Genomic DNA, 16,231 nt, shown 5'->3' with positions numbered 1-16,231 from the left:
CCACTGTTTTTGGTACTATTTAACCGGCGCTTCTAAATACACATGTTTCCACGGGTGGTAATTTAGAAGGGTTGGGTAATAACCTCTTATCGCCGGGTGTTTAAGATAGACGCTCGTATAAAAATAAAGTGGGAGGATCGGCTGTTCTTTTATCAATAGTTCTTCCGCCGTTTTAAAATAATTGAATCGATCATCGGTTGAACTACTTGTTCGTGATTTACCGACCAAACCGTCGTAGGCGGCCGATGACCAACCGGTAAAATTGTTGCCTGATTCAGATGTCCACACATCCAGGAAACTACCGGGATCGTCATAGTCACCAATCCAGGAGCTTTTAAGGATGTCGAACTCCCCGGATTCTCGACTCTGATTTACCACCTTCAATTCTTGATTTATGAGTTCGACCTGTATGCCCAGTGATGCTTTCCACATCTGCTGAAGAACCACTGCGATGGCTTTGTTATTTTCTGAAGTATTGTAGAGGTAAGTGAGTTCCGGAAATCCGGTTCCTCCAGGAAAACCTGCATCGCTGAGTAGAGTCGTTGCTTGTTCAATATCCTTTTCAAAGGAAATACCGGGATCGTATCCACCAGCTCCAGGAGGTGTGAAATGCCAGGCCGGTTGTTGCATGCCTTGTGTGATTTGATTCACGATCATGGATCTATCGATCACCAGGCTTAAGGCTCTGCGAACTCTTGGATCAGACAGTGGAGGCTTTCGGGTATTTAGCTGGAGGTAATACGTGCCCAAATACGGATCAATCTGGAGAGTTGTTTCATTCCGATCCCGGTAAAAACCAACCTTGGATACCGGTACGGCTTCAGTTACGTGAAGTTGTCCTGCGCGAAAAGAGCGTTCCTCCGCTTCACGACTTTCTGTCGGATAGAAGAATATTTCATTCAATCGGGACTGTAAATTATCCCAGTATTTTTCGTTTCTGGTAACGTGAACGAATTCATTCACCTTCCAGGCCGACAATGTGAAAGGACCGTTTGAGATGAAGCTTTCAGAATGCGTCCAACCGGTTGCACGTCCGAAAGGGTCTCCTGTTTTTGAAAGCGATTCTTTGTGAAGCGGATACCAGGCTGGATGGGCGAGCAACTTGAGGAAATAAGGAGTGGGATTTTCCAGTTCAATAATGAGTGTTTTATCATCGATGGTTTTAACTCCCACTTGATCCCAGGCGATGGTTTCATTGTGAAAGTTTTTCGCGTTCTTTATGACAAACAAAAGGTAGGCGTTGGAAGCGGCTACACGAGGTGTTAATATGCGCTGAAATGCGTATTCAAAATCCCCGGCGCTTAGCGGGTCACCATTGCTCCAGGTTAATCCGTTCCGAAGATTAAACGTATAGGATTTTCCGTCTTCCGAAATGTCCCACGACTCTGCCGCTGCCGGAGTTGGGTTTAGATTATGAGGATCCTGCCCTGTTAATCCCTCATACAATGCGCTGAGGATTTTTATTTCGGTTATACCCGTAATGATGTGTGGATCCAGCTCCTGTGGTTCTTGTCCGTTACCCACGTGCAAACTCTGAGAGGCTATACTTTTCTCGGCGAGAGTGGGGCCTTTGTTGCAACCTGTGATCACAAGTAATAATGCAATGATTGCCGTAATAGGACGCATAAATTTATTAACCCGGATGAAGGATTTTCTATTACACTCTTTCAAGAACTATCTTGGCGAGAAGGTAATACCGAACCCTAAACTAGTAGAGCACATCTCTGTCAAGACTGCGGTATTGAATGGCTTCCAGCAGGTGTTGCATGTGTATGGCTTTTTGCTCCGATAGGTCTGCTATGGTTCGGGCAACTTTTAAAATTCGATCATAGGCTCGAGCGCTGAGCTTTAGCTGCTCCATGGCTTGCTGCAATGTGTCGCCCATAGCTTGGTCCAGGTGGCAATGTTCTCGAATATGTTTTTGTTCCATTCTTGCGTTGCAAGGAACGGAGCCTCCCTTAAAACGCTGGCGCTGTATTCCTCGAGCTTGAGCGATGCGGTCTCTAATTGATTTTGAGTCCTCCCCAGGTTTGGAATTTCTTAATTCATCAATGGATAACGCAGGAGCTTCTACATGCAGGTCGATCCGGTCGAGAAGCGGGCCGCTTATTTTCGAACGGTAACGCTGGATTTGTGCAGGGCTGTCAGTGCATTCATCACCCAGGTAACCGCAAGGGGTCGGGTTCATGGCTGCAACCAGCATGAATCTACAGGGGAGGGTTATTTTTCCTGCACTTCTCGAAATGGACACAACTCCGTCTTCAAGTGGCTGTCTTAAAACTTCGAGGGCGGAGCGTTTGAATTCAGGTAATTCATCGAGAAAGAGTACTCCGTTGTGGGCCAATGAAACTTCTCCTGGTCCAGGAATAGATCCTCCTCCTAAAAGACCGACATCACTGATGGTATGATGCGGGGATCTGTAAGGACGTTGAAAACGGTTTACCGGACCCTTTAATGTGTTACCTGCCACGGAATGCACACTGAGGATTTCTAAAAACTCCTCCAAGGTTGGCTCAGGCATAATGGTGGGAATCCGTTTTGCCATCATCGACTTACCGGAACCTGGGGGACCAATGAGTAAAATATTGTGACCACCTGCGACCGCGACTTCGATGGCTCTTCTCACCATGTGCTGACCCTTTATTTCAGAGAAATCGCCGATATGATTTTCTTGATGCTCTAGCGTGTTGAGGACGGATTGTGTGCTTTTGGCAACCAGGTCTAGTTCGCCCTGCAAAAATCTCACTGTCTGGTCAAGTGAGCTCACCTCGATCACATCAATGCCTTCAACCAATGCTGCTTCCTGACTGGATGGATATGGGAGGACAACGCCTCTTTTACCTAGCTTTCTTGCCAATAAGGCGATCGCCAACCCTCCTTTGACCGGCCTCGTTGCGCCAGAAAGACTGAGCTCTCCTGCGATCAGGAAATCGTCGACTTTAGCCGCATTGATTTGTCGGGTCGCGAGTAGTAACCCAATTGCAATGGGTAGGTCGTAAATGGGGCCTTCTTTACGCACATCACCTGGAGCCAGGTTTATGGTCGTTCGAGTTCGGCTCATTTTAAATCCAGAATTCGCCAGAGCTGAAAAGACGCGGTTTTGAGATTCTTTTACCGCCATGTCAGGAAGGCCGACCATAAACAGCTTCGGCTCCCCTTCCTCACCTGTATTGACCTCCACTTGGACTAATTGGGCTTGAATACCTAGAAGAGTGGCTGAACTAACTGTAGCGAGCATGAATTTAATAATACTGGAGGCTGTATTAACCGTATTAAAATTAACCGAATTGGAAACTTAAAAGTGTCTGGACCCTCGATCTGCATTCGCTAAGGCTGATTTTATGTTAGTTGGCCTTACTGGCAGTATTGGAAGCGGAAAGTCTAGCGTCTCAAACTGTTTTAAACAATTGGGAGCATCCATTATCGATGCGGATGCCACCGTTGCGGAAATTTATACTAATAACACCGGTTTCCTGGAAAAACTCAAGAATCGCCTCGGCCAATCCGTGTTTGATTCCGATGGTGTTGTTGATCGAAAAGCACTGGGTTCTCGGGTATTTAGCAATCCGGACGAGCTTCAATGGCTCGAAAGGCACTTGCATCCTTTAGTGCATGCCCATCGGTTGAAAAAGGTCGCACAAGACCCAAATGCCCTTTGGATTGCCGAAATACCACTACTCTTTGAAAAAAACCTTGAAAAAGATGTGGATTGTTCGATATCGGTTGTATCTTGTTACTCGTTAAGAGTTGCTCGACTGAAGAAACGCGGTTTCAGTCCCGAAGAAGTTGAAAAGCGAAATGCATTACAACTTCCTCAAATTGATAAAATCTCCAGGGCAGATTTCGTGATTCTAAACGACGGTTCTTTTGAGTTTCTCGAGAAGCAGGTAAAACTCCTCTTTGATAAATTGAACTCCTGATTTCGTTTTGGCGCATATCTAACACTTACCAAGTGTCCGGCGACGTAAGGAGCAAGGCCTCCGATATTGAATATTTTCCTACACCAACACTTTTAAAATTTATTCCACATTGTTAGTCCATGGTAGACTGACACTTGATTATGTCCGAAGAAGACACACCCACTCCAAGCAGCCTTCCTGCGGCTGACTCCTCTAAATCGAGCGATAAACCAGCTCCTAAACGAGCTCCACGTAAGGCCGCGAAAAAAGCGGTTCGAAAGGTCGAAACGGCTGACCAGAAGCAGAAGGAGGTCAGTAACGACTCAAATGACAGCCGGACAAACGAACGCAGCAAGGTTTCAAATCCCAAGGACGACACCTTTGATCCAGGAAATGAGGTTTCTTTTTCTTTTGATCCCAATGAAGTAGCTGAGCCCAAAACGTCCAATTCCCAAGGTAGCCCTGAAAGCTCAAACGAGCCAAGGCAGGAGTCGAACAATAATAACAATCAAGGGAGGCACCAACACAATAGACAAAATCCCCGGAACGATGGGCAACGAGGCAAATTTAAGAAAAAGCAGCCGAAACATAATCACCCCAACCACCCGAATCATCAAAATCAGCAGAAAAAGCACGCCAAGAAACGGCCCCAGCATCAAAAGAAACGTAGGGTAGCTGATTCATTAACGTTACCCGTGATTGGTACGCTTCTTGAAGACGAGGTCATTGCGAATCTGGCAGGATTAAAGTTGCGAGCAGCTGAAAACGTTTCAGGTGGAGATCCTATTAAATTGAACGATTTCTACCAGATACCTCTGCTTGAATTGGTGCAGGCAGTTGAAGCGTTGGGAGTCGAATTAACCACAGCGCCAAATCGGAGAATGCTCATCGAACTCCTTATCAAGAAGGCGTGTGAGCTGAAACGACAAATACTGGACACCGGTCTGCTTTGGGTGACTGAAGAGGAAGGAGCATTTATTGTTCACGAACATAACAACTATGTGCCTCAACCTCAGGATTTTTTCGTTCCCAACTGCTTTATCAAACAATTCGGATTAAAGTCTGGCCATATGGTGGATGTCCAAGTTCTTCCCCAGGAAGGTGAAGGCTGTGGTTATGTTGTAGACATTTTTACCGCCTCTGGATTGAAACCCGAAGAGATTCAGCATGTGACGCCGTTTGAGGATTTAATTCCCTATTATCCGACTGAAAGAATCATATTAGAGACACCGGTAGGGGATATTAAAAAGCAGGATGTTTCCATGCGTGTGGTGGATGCACTAACCCCGATCGGTTTTGGTCAACGTGGACTTATTGTAGCTCCACCCAGAACAGGTAAAACAATAATTCTTCAGGGCTTGGCAAACTCCTTGGCAGCTAATAATCCCGAATCAGATTTGATCGTTTTACTCATAGATGAACGTCCAGAGGAAGTAACGGATTTTCGCAGAATGGTTAAGGGTGAAGTAATTGCCTCAACCTTTGATGAAGCCGCTGAAAACCATGTTCATGTCGCTGAAATGGTTATTGAGAAAGCAAGGCGTATGGTTGAAGTCGGGCGTCATGTTATCATTTTGCTGGATTCAATTACCCGTTTGGCACGTGGCTATAATACTACTATGCCGAATAGTGGTAAGATTTTGTCTGGTGGTGTGGAAGCAGGGGCCTTGCAAAAACCAAAACGATTCTTTGGTTCAGCCCGAAATATCGAAGGCGGTGGAAGTCTTACCATTATGGGTACGGCCTTGGTTGAAACCGGTAGTAAAATGGATGAGGTGGTCTACGAAGAGTTCAAAGGCACCGGTAACATGGAATTACAATTGGATCGGACGCTTTCAGATAAACGGATTTTTCCAGCCATCAATCTCGAGAAAAGTGGAACGCGAAAAGAGGAGCTTCTTTACCATAAGGACGAGTTGCCTCGAATCTACGCCTTGCGTCGTGCGATGAAAGGTATTCCGGCTACAGAAGCTATGGAGATGTTGATCAACCGAATGAAAAAGACTGCCACCAATGTTGAGTTCTTGATGCAGGTTAATCGTTAGTATTTGATTTAGTTTGTGAACAGTAGGGACGAAATCTCACTACAACTGCTTGTTGAAAAAGGTGTAGTCGTTCCAGAAATCCTTGATTCACTAAAAGGCTCAATTGGTCCCGGAGAATCATTGATAGATTGCCTTATCGCAGCAGGTCATACCACTGAGGAGGTCGTTCTTGGTTTGCTGGCAAAGGAGTTTAGTCTGCCACTTGTTGATCCAGAAGAACTCGAATCCAATCAAATAAATTGTGACCCTTTTGATCGGCAGTTCTTAATTGAGAAAGGGATCATACTGTTTGATCGCACACCCTCTGAATGCAAAGCCGCCATTTTCGATCCTTTAAAGATGGATCAATTGGACGATATTTCCTCAAGTTTGGGTCTGGATCTTCAAGCGTTTCTTTGCTCCAAAAAGTCGCTGTTGAACGCAATTAACCGGTTTTCCCCGGAGGGGAAAGAGTCGTTTAAACCCATTTACCGAGAAATTTCTGAATCTCAGGATATAGAACCTTCGGCCAAGCCTTCCACGGTGAACTCGAGTTCTGAGGACGGGGCAATCGTACAATATGTCCATTTGATTATCAAAGAAGCGTTAAAACGTGGTGCGTCCGACATTCACCTTGAGCCTTTGGAGAAACGCTTTCGAATTCGATTCAGGGTAGATGGTGTGCTTCAGGAGACAGAAAATCCACCGAAGCGCCTACAACCCGCGATTATCTCCCGAATAAAACTGATGTCTCAAATGAGTATTGCTGAAAAGCGTTTGCCCCAAGACGGGCGGATCCAGATGGACCTTCACGGTCGTCTTGTGGATTTTCGTGTATCCTCCGTTCCGAGTGCCCACGGCGAGGCCATAGTGATGCGGGTTTTAGATAAGGAAACCCTACGTCTTGAACTTTCGGAGCTGGGTTTCTGGGACGATGATAAAAAACTTCTGGAAGAGGTAATTTCAAAGCCCGATGGAATTGTACTGGTTACCGGACCAACCGGGTCTGGCAAATCAACCACCTTATATTCGTTCTTGAATCAGTTGAACAAATCGGACCGGAAGATTATTACCGTCGAGGATCCTGTTGAATACCAATTATCCGGAATTAATCAGGTTCAAGTTCGCAGTGAGATCGGAATGACTTTTTCTGCGGGGTTGCGTGCTATGCTTCGTCAGGCTCCCAACATTATTATGGTTGGAGAAATTCGTGATCTTGAGACCGTTGAAATTGCGATCAATGCCTCTCTAACCGGTCACCTGGTTTTTAGCACACTTCACACGAACGATGCACCCAGTGCTGTCTCTCGTCTTCGTGATTTGGGAGTTGCGCCCTTTTTAATATCCAGCTCGGTTCGAGCAATCATGGCTCAGCGGCTTGTTCGTCGTGTCTGCTCTGAGTGTAGTGAGCCGGTGTCACCGAGTGCAGTCGATCTTGCTTCCATTGAAGCCATGTTAGAAGAAGCGGAGCACACAGAGTGGCGTGAAGGCCATGGTTGTTCAGCTTGTCGGGGAACCGGCTATCGTGGGCGTATAGGAATTTTTGAAATAATGACCATCACTCCCGAAATGGAGTCTCTTATATACTCGAATGGTTCTCTTGCTGACATTCGCTCGCTTGCCCGTGAACAGGGAATGCGAACCATGCGCGAAGATGGTTTGAGGAAAGCCATACGAGGGCAAACAACCATCAGTGAAATACTTTCAGCTACATCCCATTAATCTCCCAAAAACTTATTTATTATGAGCTACGAAATGAATGAATTGTTGAGCCTCGCCGTAGAAGAGGGCGCTTCCGACCTTCATATCCAGGTAGGGCAAGCTCCAACGTTACGACTTCACGGGGAAATGATTCCCGTCGAGGGTGAAATACTTGATGGCGACGATACTGAGGCTTTAGTTATGGCCATTACATCCCAGGATCGTCTTCAGGAAGTGAAGTCCAAGGGCGGTTGCGATTTCGGATTCTCATTTATGGGTCTGGCTCGTTTTCGTGTAAGCGTGATGAAAGCCCGTGGAAAATTCGGCATGGTTCTTCGTCAAATCCCTACAGACTTGTTCAGCCTGGAAGAAATTGGATTTCCAAGTGTTGTTAAAGACCTCCTTAAGCGACCCCGTGGCCTCATTTTGGTAACTGGACCAACCGGGTCTGGTAAATCAACCACCCTGGCTTCCATGATTAACTACATGAATGAGAATCATAGTGGTCACATTATAACCATTGAAGATCCTATTGAATACTACCACGACCATAAGAAATGTATTGTTACACAACGGGAAGTGGGAATTGATGTATCCAGCTTTTCTTCTGCCATTCGTGGTGCGCTGAGGCAAGATCCTGACACTATTCTGGTAGGGGAAATGAGAGATTTGGAAACCATTGGAGCTGCTGTATCTGCCGCTGAAACGGGTCACCTTGTGTTCGCTACCTTGCATACCACTGGTGCTGCACGAACCGTCGATCGTATTGTAGATGCCTTTCCGGATACTGCTAAAGACCAGATCCGCACACAGCTGGCTTCATCCATTGTCGCCGTAATATCCCAGGTTCTTTGTCCAAAGATCGGTGGAGGTCGAGTCGCTGGTTTCGAGATAATGGTTAATACCACCTCGATTGCCGCACTTCTTCGCGATAATAAAACGTATCGGATCAATTCGGAAATTCAGACCGGTGCAAGTTACGGGATGGTGTCCTTGGACCAGCATCTGCTATCGCTTTATAATCGGGACTTGATTCCAGCTGAAATAGCTATTGAAAAGTCTCAAAATGCGAGCGAAATGCGTGATAAACTTGCACAAATGGGAGCGAATCTTCAAATGGCTTAGTACCCATTTGCATGTTTCCTGATCACAACGCGGCTATAGCCGACATCCTCAAACATTCGACCGAACTAAGCGCAGAGCAATTCGAGTCCACCGTTCACGAACAGGAGCGAACGCAAAAACCGCTTGCGCAAACAGTAATCGATCTAGGTTTCATCTCAACTGAGCAGTTGTTGTCTCAAGTTGCAGCGTATTTATCCTGGCCCTATGTTGATAAGGTTCCTTTGGAAATTGAAGCCAATCTCTCGGATCAGCTGGAGGCCCGATTGGCGCATATGTATGGTGTTTTGCCTTATAAGCAGGAGGGTTTTCAACTTCAGCTGTTAGCGGTTGATCCCTTCAATAATGCCATAGTTGAAGACTTATCGTTTAGCTTGAATCGCGACATAACTTTGGTTGTTGCTGACCCTTCTGTGGTCAAAAACTTGATCGAAAGCGTCTATGGGCCAGAATCCACATCTGTTGAAGACGCAATAGCTGCGCTCAAAAAAATGACGGAAAACGAATGCGAGCTCACCGAGCGCGATCTTAAAGCGTTATCAGAAGAGGCCCCTGTTATTCGTTTCGTAAACCTGGTGTTGGAGCAGGCTATTCGAGATAAAGCTTCTGACATACACTTCGAACCTTTTGAAGATGTGTTCAGGATTCGCTACCGGGTCGATGGCTCGCTTTATGAAATGTCCCCATCCCCTGTAAATTTGGCCTTGCTTGTGATTTCTCGGGTAAAGGTGCTGGCTAATTTAAATATAGCCGAAAAGCGGGTACCTCAGGATGGGAGAATACGAATGACCCTGGATGCACGACCTATTGATCTTCGTGTTTCGACCTTACCAACACAACACGGAGAGAGCGTTGTTCTACGGGTGCTGGATAAGGCTGTAGTAAATCTGGATTTAAACAGCCTGGGGATGCCACAAAAAGTGTTCGTGGATATCCAGGAAATAATTACTCGCCCGAATGGTGTCTTTATAGTTACCGGACCTACAGGTAGTGGGAAAACGACCACGCTTTATAGCTGCCTTAAAATACTTAATCGAGATGAACGCAAAATCCTGACAGCGGAGGATCCTATCGAATATGAGATCGATGGCATAATGCAGCTTGCTGTAAATCCGTCGATTCACTTGACCTTTGCGCATGCCCTAAGGTCGTTTTTAAGGCAAGATCCCGATATTTTAATGGTCGGTGAAATCAGAGATCTGGAAACGGCGAAGATTTCGGTGCAAGCCGCTCAAACCGGACATCTGGTACTTACAACCTTGCACACCAATGATGCCTGCGGCGCGATCACCAGGCTCGTGGACATGGGCATGGAACCGTATTTAATTGCTTCGTCTCTGGAAGCAGTTTTAGCCCAAAGATTAGTCAGGACCCTTTGCCCAAGTTGCAAAACGAAATACACGCCAGATTCTGAACTGGTAAAACAACTTTACTCTGATCCGCAATCCACTGCTGGCCCTTTTTATAAACCAGGTACCTGTTCTGAGTGTCATCAACTTGGTTATCGTGGTCGTAAAGGTCTTTTTGAACTGATGAATATCGATGATAGTTTACGGGAGATGATCCTTTCTAATTCACCTGCCATGTTGCTCAAGAAACGGTCAATCGAACTTGGAATGCGTACGCTGCGGCAGGCTGGTGTTGAATCCATCGAAGCGGGACTCACTACCGTTGAGGAAGTTCTCAACTATACTTGAGCTTCTTAAATTGAGAGGAATCCCTAAGTCGCCAGGGGTTCGTCTAATCGGGTTTTTTTCAAAAGTGCGGCACCGATTTTAAGATGGTCTAGTGATTCTGTCCTGCCATAGTGCAAGTATAGTTTTTTACTTGGATCTGTGAGCCTGCTAAAACCCAAACTCAAACGTAATGCGCCTCTCGGCACCCGAAGAACCCGCGCAATTCTCGGAAGTGGTGTTAATAAAAGATCCCTGACCCAGTTCACCCGTCAACTCGCAACCATGTTGGAGTCAGGCGTTGCACTCGTTCGTAGTCTCGAGATCCTGGAGCGACAGCAGAAGAGCAAAGCGTTTCGTCAAATCATCCAGGAGTTGGCTCAAAATGTAAGGGCGGGTAATTCTCTTTCTGATGGGCTCGCACATTATCCGAAGGTGTTTAACGATTTGTATTACCACATGGTTCGCGCTGGTGAAGCAAGTGGTTTGGTCGATCAAGTACTGAGTCGCCTGGCAACCTTTATGGAGAAATCTCAGAAAACGCAGGGCAAAATTATCGCGGCTTTGATGTATCCCGCCGTGGTGATGACTCTAGCCATTATTATCTTAGGTGCTCTGATGGTTTTTGTAGTTCCCCGGTTTCAGGCCATTTACGAAGACTTTCTGCGTGGGGCTTCGTTACCTGCTCTGACACAGGTTATTCTGGATCTCAGTAAATTTGTGCAATCGAACAGTTTAATAATTTTGCTACTGGTGCTTGTCGGAATTCTTGGCATGAAAGCTTTAAGTTCGATGGAGAGTGGTCGTTATTTTTTAGATGCATTGAAGCTCCGCATTCCAGTATTTGGAGAACTGGTACGTATTAATGCGTTAACAAGATTTGCCAGGACTTTGGGTACTTTGCTCAGAAGCGCCGTTCCTTTACTCGAAGCCTTGTCGATCACCAGCGCTGTAGTTGGAAATAGAGTATTTCAGCGTGAGCTTCAATCCACCTATATCCGGGTAAGAGATGGCGATCCGATTTCAAGACCGCTTAGCCAAGCTAAGAATTTTCCTGACATGCTTTGTGGAATGATCGAAGTAGGGGAGGAGACAGGGAAGGTTCCTGAAATGCTTGAACGTGTAGCCAATAGCTACGAAGACGATCTCGATAATACCGTTTCTGCGCTAACCTCGTCTCTGGAACCTATCATGATTGTTTTTATGGCAATCATTGTAGGGACCATTGTGATTGCACTGTTCTTACCCTTGATTGGGATTTTTCAAAATATGGCGACTTAATATGAGCAGCCTGTTTTGTGCTACTAGTCAGGTTGCGAACTATCGAATTTTAAACCGAAGCGATTTCCTGATGTTCTGAGAGTTAGCTTGGATGAAAATGCCGCCGATAAGTTAGCAGAGGTGAGAGTTTTCTTTATCAATCCCTGAGCTATAACTCTTCCTTCCTTCAGGATAAGTGCGTTGGTGAATGCCGGTGTGATTTCTTCTACATGGTGAGTCACCAGTATGATGGGCAATTCAGGTCGTTCGGTCGCCAATTGCTGGATGGAATCCAGGAAATTTTCCCGCGCGACCGGATCAAGCCCGGCACACGGTTCATCCAGAATAAGCACTTCAAGCTTTGCCATCATAGCTCGAGCGATTAGCAGTTTTTGTTTTTCTCCTTGGGAGAAAGTCATCCAGGTTTTGCCTTCGAGATATCGGCAACCAAGGAGGTCCATGAAATCCAATGCACGTTGCCTGTCTTTTTTGTAAATGCGCCCCCAATAGTTCACCTGCGCATATTTCCCGGAAACAACTACATCCACCGCGGGTTCGCTCGCTTCGATACGCTGTTGTATGGCGGTTGAAACTAGTCCGATTCTTAAACGTAACTCTGCCCAGTTACTGCTTCCGAATACTTTACCTAAAACAGAAATGGATCCACTTGTAGGCGGAAAATAGCCGACAATCGACTTGAGCAGGGATGTCTTGCCTGAGCCATTGGGTCCGAGGATTACCCAGTTTTCGCCCTTTTGGACCGTCCAATCGATTTGATCGAGGATATAGGTGTCCCGTTCTATAGTAAGTCGGTTAACCGACAGGATGGCCTTCGAATTAACCATACCTGAATGACAGATGTATCCTTAAAAAAGACCAGAAAAAAACCGGCCTCAATTTTGAGACCGGTTTGAAAAAAAAATTCTTTTGAAGATTATACCTGGCCGAAAATCGTCTTTCCAACGGAAAGCAAGTCTTCACATCCGCGGCCGATTCGAGCTGCCATTGCTGCTTCTCCTTTTTTCAGGTAACCACGAGGATCATAGGCTTTCTTATTTCCTATTTCGCCATCAATCATCATGACTCCGTCATAGTTCTTAAACATGTGATCTACAATCGGGCGTGTAAATGCGTACTGCGTATCGGTATCGATGTTCATCTTGATGACGCCGTAATCGAGAGTCTCCCGGATTTCGCTCAATTTGCTTCCTGACCCACCATGGAAGACGAGGTCAAACTCTGCTTCGGAACCATACTTGCTGGTTACCGCTGCCTGTCCTTCTTTAAGAATATCCGGGCGTAATTTTACGGCACCAGGTTTGTAGTGGCCGTGAACATTTCCGAAGGTTGCTGCGAAGGTAAACCGGCCGATGGAGGCCAGGGCTTCATGCACTGCGACCATGTCTTCTGCCGTGGTGTAAAGGTGCTCTTCAGGAGTATCATCGGATCCAGACGCTCCATCCTCTTCTCCACCTACAACGCCGGCTTCAACTTCCAGTATGATTTCATTCTCAACGCAAAGTTTAAGGTATTCCTGGGAGATCGTCATATTATCTGTCAGTGGAAGGCCTGAGGCATCCAGCATGTGATTTTGGAAAAGATTGTTTTCTCCCTTCGCACGTCTTAGGGCGGTTGCTGCGATAAGCGGTTTCAAGAAGCTCGCTGCTTTTTCTGGTTGGCAGTGGTCTGTGTTTAGAGCCACGAGCACATCGTACTGCTCAGCCAAGCGGTGAGCTGCTTCTGCAAGAATGATACAGCCATAGGCTGCGTCACCGTGATTTAGACCAGAGGCGAACTGTCCGGCTCCAGTTGAGAATTGGATGATCCCATCCGATTTGTTGTCGGCAAATGCTTTGAAAGCCGCGTTCAGAGTCGTGATGGATGTGCAGTTAATGGCTGGGTATGCATAGCCGCCTTCTTGGGCTGCATCCAGCATTGCTGCGAATTGTTTAGGTGTTGCAATGGGCATGTTCTGGCCTGTTTTTGTGAGTTATCGTTGGTCTGGTTAAAATTCGATAATTGGTGTCAAAGGAACCAGCCTATTCAGTAGTATTAGCCGGTTTTTCTTCCGCTTTTTTCTTGGGCGGTCGTGGAGGAAATTCAAATCCAACTGAACCATTTTTCTTTAAAACTAAAAATGCTGCAAATGGTTTTTTGGTTCGCTTGGAAATAAATTTGTCCAGTTTGTCAGTTTTTCCTTCTGCAAGTAGCTTTTTTACCTGCTCGGACGAGATCTCCTGGTCCAGGATCTTCTTACTCATCCGGAATCCCTTGTTTTCGCCGTTGCCGTTTTCAAGCCGCTCGCGGCAACCATAAACATTAGGCGTCTCAAACACGGGAGTGTTGTTAACAGGACAGGTTCCTACAACTGGAAGTTCTTCAAAGTTTAGCGGCTCGCCTGATTCCTCATCTTCATTTCTGTTTTCGAATTGGAATTTAACTTCCCATTCGTCTGACAAAACGAGGGTGGCTACATAGGGTTTTCCCGCTTTCGAGCGAAATCCTTCGAGTGGGCCAATCTTCTTTTCTTTTAGAAGTTCATCGAGTTCCTCGAGGGTCAGCTTTCTGTTTCCAATAACTTTATATATGGTGACTGCCCCGTCCTTGGACTTATAGGAACGGAAATTTTCCATCATCTTCTCGTTGTCGGTTGGGCTTACAACCTCGATTTCGGATGAAGATTCTTCGTCGTCTCCGAAATTTTTGACACTTTCCACAATCGCCTTGGTTTGATCAGCGATCGCTTTCATGAAGTCTTCGCGCGAAAGGGTTCCTTCTTCGATTTGGTGAAGGCGGTGCTCCCATTCTCCTGTTAAGGAAGGACTCGTTAGGGTTTCGGCTTTGAGCGCTACCAGGAAATTTAAAAGGTTCTCAGCTTTGCCGGTTGGAATGATTTCCTTCCCGTCTCGCTCCATGTATTTCAACGCATAAAGGTGCTCAATAATCTGGGCACGGGTAGCTGGTGTTCCCAGCCCTTTTTCCTTCATGGCTTCGACCAATTCTTCATCATCCAGAAGCTTTCCGGCACCCTCCATTGCAGAAAGCAAAGTCGCTTCTGAATAACGTGGAGGTGGTTTGGTTGATTCTTTTTTGAGATCTATGGAAACTATTTTGGCAGAAGCAGGATTTCCGTCGGCTGCACTTAATGCAGGTAAATTATCACTGCCTTCTCCACTTTTCCCATAAATAGAAAGCCATCCCGGAAAGGCCAATACTTTACCCTCGGTTTTAAAGGTATGCTGGGCGGCAACGGACAATCGGGTTGTTACATCGAACTCGGCGGCGGGATAGAATACCGCGATAAAACGTCGGACAATCATATCGTATAATTTCGCCTCATCCGCATTCAAACTCTTGGCAGGAGCATTCGTTGGGATGATCGCAAAGTGATCACTGATTTGCGCGTTATTAAAGATACGTTTATCCGGCTTGATCCAATTGTTTTGCAGGGCTTTCTGGGCATGCCCCTGGAATTCTCCCGAGAGATTCGCAAGCGTGTCCTTAACGGTTGGAATATAATCCTCTGGAAGTGCTTTGGAGTCGGTTCTGGGGTAGGTGAGCATCTTGTGACGCTCATACAATGCCTGGGCTAGCGATAAGGTGCGTGCTGCCCCAAATCCAAAACGATTGTTTGCTTCCCGTTGCAATGAGGTCAGGTCAAATAAGCGCGGAGCTATCTGACTGGTTCGCTTTTTCTTTTCAGTAACCTCGGCGACCGGAGATTGTTTAACCGCCTCGACAATTTGTTCGGCGGTTGGAGCGTCCCAGATGCGATCAACCTTATCGAGTCCGTCATCGGATTTATTCCAATTCGGTTTTTGATAAACGCCTTCGTATTGACCTTCAGAGATTCCGAAGTTTCCCGTGATTCGCCAGAAGTCGCGCGGTATGAAATTCCTGATTTCAAGCTCACGTTCCATGATAATCGCCAGCGTAGGAGTCTGCACCCGACCCACCGTCGCAACCTGGCCTGCCCGTGAACCAAACATGCGCTTGGTGATGGCGCGAGTGCCGTTTATGCCAATTAACCAATCGGACTCACTGCGGCAACGAGCTGCGTGTTGCAGTGGCAACATCGCTTCACCGTCACGCAGGTTTTTAAATGCTTCCTTGATCGCTGTTACGGTCATGGAGGAAAGCCACAGGCGTTTGACAGGCTTCTTGCATTTGGCGAGATCTATGATGTAGGTGAAGATGAGCTCTCCTTCACGCCCGGCATCACAAGCGTTGATAACCAAATCAACATCTTTGCGCCCCAGTAGCTTCTTCAGCTCCTGGTATTTGGCCTTGGTCCGGGTGATTGGCTTTAATTCAAATTTGTCCGGAACGATGGGGAGGCTCTTCAGGCTCCAAAATTTCAGTTTCGTGTCGATGTCCTCTGGCATGAACAGCTCAACGAGGTGACCTATTGCGGAGCTGATGACGTACTCATCGTTTTCATACCAGTCGCCATTTTTAGGCACTTTCCCCAAGGCTGCTGCCAGGTCTCGGGCTACACTTGGTTTTTCCGCGATGATGAGGCTCTTCATAGGTTAATTAAGGGGAATAAAAA

General features: G+C 46.5%; 11 protein-coding genes. 6 read left to right on the top strand and 5 right to left on the bottom strand.

Translation table 11 applies throughout. The features are described 5' to 3' along the window. Window positions 1–15 precede the first annotated feature (15 nt). Window positions 16–1,626, bottom strand: coding sequence for a peptide ABC transporter substrate-binding protein (locus tag O3C43_09055; protein MDA1066637.1), 1,611 nt, complete (start codon window positions 1,624–1,626; stop codon window positions 16–18). An 82-nt stretch (window positions 1,627–1,708) separates the two neighbouring features. Beyond that, on the bottom strand, window positions 1,709–3,238 hold the full coding sequence (locus tag O3C43_09050) for a YifB family Mg chelatase-like AAA ATPase (GenBank protein ID MDA1066636.1): 1,530 nt from the start codon (window positions 3,236–3,238) through the stop codon (window positions 1,709–1,711). A 103-nt stretch (window positions 3,239–3,341) separates the two neighbouring features. On the opposite strand from O3C43_09050, the gene coaE reads away from it, so the two are divergent. The 6 genes from coaE (at window position 3,342) to O3C43_09020 (ending at window position 11,700) form a co-directional block, all read left to right on the top strand. After that, window positions 3,342–3,920 carry a dephospho-CoA kinase gene (coaE, locus tag O3C43_09045; protein MDA1066635.1) on the top strand — a complete coding sequence of 193 codons (579 nt, stop codon included), beginning with the start codon at window positions 3,342–3,344 and terminating at the stop codon, window positions 3,918–3,920. 140 nt (window positions 3,921–4,060) lie between these two features. Further along, entirely contained in the window at window positions 4,061–5,944 is a 1,884-nt protein-coding gene (gene rho, locus O3C43_09040; protein ID MDA1066634.1) for a transcription termination factor Rho, read from the top strand. Window positions 5,945–5,959: 15 nt separating this feature from the next. Next, window positions 5,960–7,645 carry an ATPase, T2SS/T4P/T4SS family gene (locus O3C43_09035; GenBank protein MDA1066633.1) on the top strand — a complete coding sequence of 562 codons (1,686 nt, stop codon included), beginning with the start codon at window positions 5,960–5,962 and terminating at the stop codon, window positions 7,643–7,645. A 21-nt stretch (window positions 7,646–7,666) separates the two neighbouring features. Further along, complete coding sequence (locus O3C43_09030) at window positions 7,667–8,749, top strand: type IV pilus twitching motility protein PilT (protein ID MDA1066632.1); 1,083 nt, start codon at window positions 7,667–7,669, stop codon at window positions 8,747–8,749. An 11-nt stretch (window positions 8,750–8,760) separates the two neighbouring features. Further along, the gene (locus O3C43_09025) at window positions 8,761–10,443 is read left to right on the top strand and encodes a GspE/PulE family protein (protein MDA1066631.1); all 1,683 of its coding nucleotides are present in this window, start codon (window positions 8,761–8,763) and stop codon (window positions 10,441–10,443) included. A gap of 138 nt (window positions 10,444–10,581) precedes the next feature. Further along, window positions 10,582–11,700 (top strand): type II secretion system F family protein, encoded by a 1,119-nt coding sequence (locus O3C43_09020; protein MDA1066630.1) that lies wholly within the window; start codon window positions 10,582–10,584, stop codon window positions 11,698–11,700. A 23-nt stretch (window positions 11,701–11,723) separates the two neighbouring features. Here the strand turns inward: O3C43_09020 and O3C43_09015 are convergent, their stop codons facing one another. The 3 genes from O3C43_09015 to O3C43_09005 form a co-directional block, all read right to left on the bottom strand. Beyond that, on the bottom strand, window positions 11,724–12,524 hold the full coding sequence (locus O3C43_09015) for an ATP-binding cassette domain-containing protein (GenBank protein ID MDA1066629.1): 801 nt from the start codon (window positions 12,522–12,524) through the stop codon (window positions 11,724–11,726). 89 nt (window positions 12,525–12,613) lie between these two features. Further along, the gene (gene fbaA / locus O3C43_09010; protein ID MDA1066628.1) at window positions 12,614–13,648 is read right to left on the bottom strand and encodes a class II fructose-bisphosphate aldolase; all 1,035 of its coding nucleotides are present in this window, start codon (window positions 13,646–13,648) and stop codon (window positions 12,614–12,616) included. Window positions 13,649–13,718: 70 nt separating this feature from the next. Next, a complete protein-coding gene (locus O3C43_09005) occupies window positions 13,719–16,208 on the bottom strand; it encodes a DNA topoisomerase III (protein MDA1066627.1) in 2,490 nt (829 codons plus the stop codon). Between the last annotated feature and the right edge of the window lie 23 nt (window positions 16,209–16,231).

It is taken from the genome of Verrucomicrobiota bacterium, assembly GCA_027622555.1.
Lineage (GTDB): Bacteria > Verrucomicrobiota > Verrucomicrobiia > Opitutales > UBA2995 > UBA2995.
Note: the sequence above shows the minus strand (reverse complement) of the source record. Positions and strands in the feature narration are given on the sequence as shown.

Coding starts and splice junctions, on each gene's coding strand:
- O3C43_09055 (MDA1066637.1), bottom strand. CDS start 1,626: ATGCGTCCTATTACGGCAATCATTGCATTATTACTTGTGATCACAGGT.
- O3C43_09050 (MDA1066636.1), bottom strand. CDS start 3,238: ATGCTCGCTACAGTTAGTTCAGCCACTCTTCTAGGTATTCAAGCCCAA.
- coaE (MDA1066635.1), top strand. CDS start 3,342: ATGTTAGTTGGCCTTACTGGCAGTATTGGAAGCGGAAAGTCTAGCGTC.
- rho (MDA1066634.1), top strand. CDS start 4,061: ATGTCCGAAGAAGACACACCCACTCCAAGCAGCCTTCCTGCGGCTGAC.
- O3C43_09030 (MDA1066632.1), top strand. CDS start 7,667: ATGAGCTACGAAATGAATGAATTGTTGAGCCTCGCCGTAGAAGAGGGC.
- O3C43_09025 (MDA1066631.1), top strand. CDS start 8,761: ATGTTTCCTGATCACAACGCGGCTATAGCCGACATCCTCAAACATTCG.
- O3C43_09015 (MDA1066629.1), bottom strand. CDS start 12,524: ATGGTTAATTCGAAGGCCATCCTGTCGGTTAACCGACTTACTATAGAA.
- fbaA (MDA1066628.1), bottom strand. CDS start 13,648: ATGCCCATTGCAACACCTAAACAATTCGCAGCAATGCTGGATGCAGCC.
- O3C43_09005 (MDA1066627.1), bottom strand. CDS start 16,208: ATGAAGAGCCTCATCATCGCGGAAAAACCAAGTGTAGCCCGAGACCTG.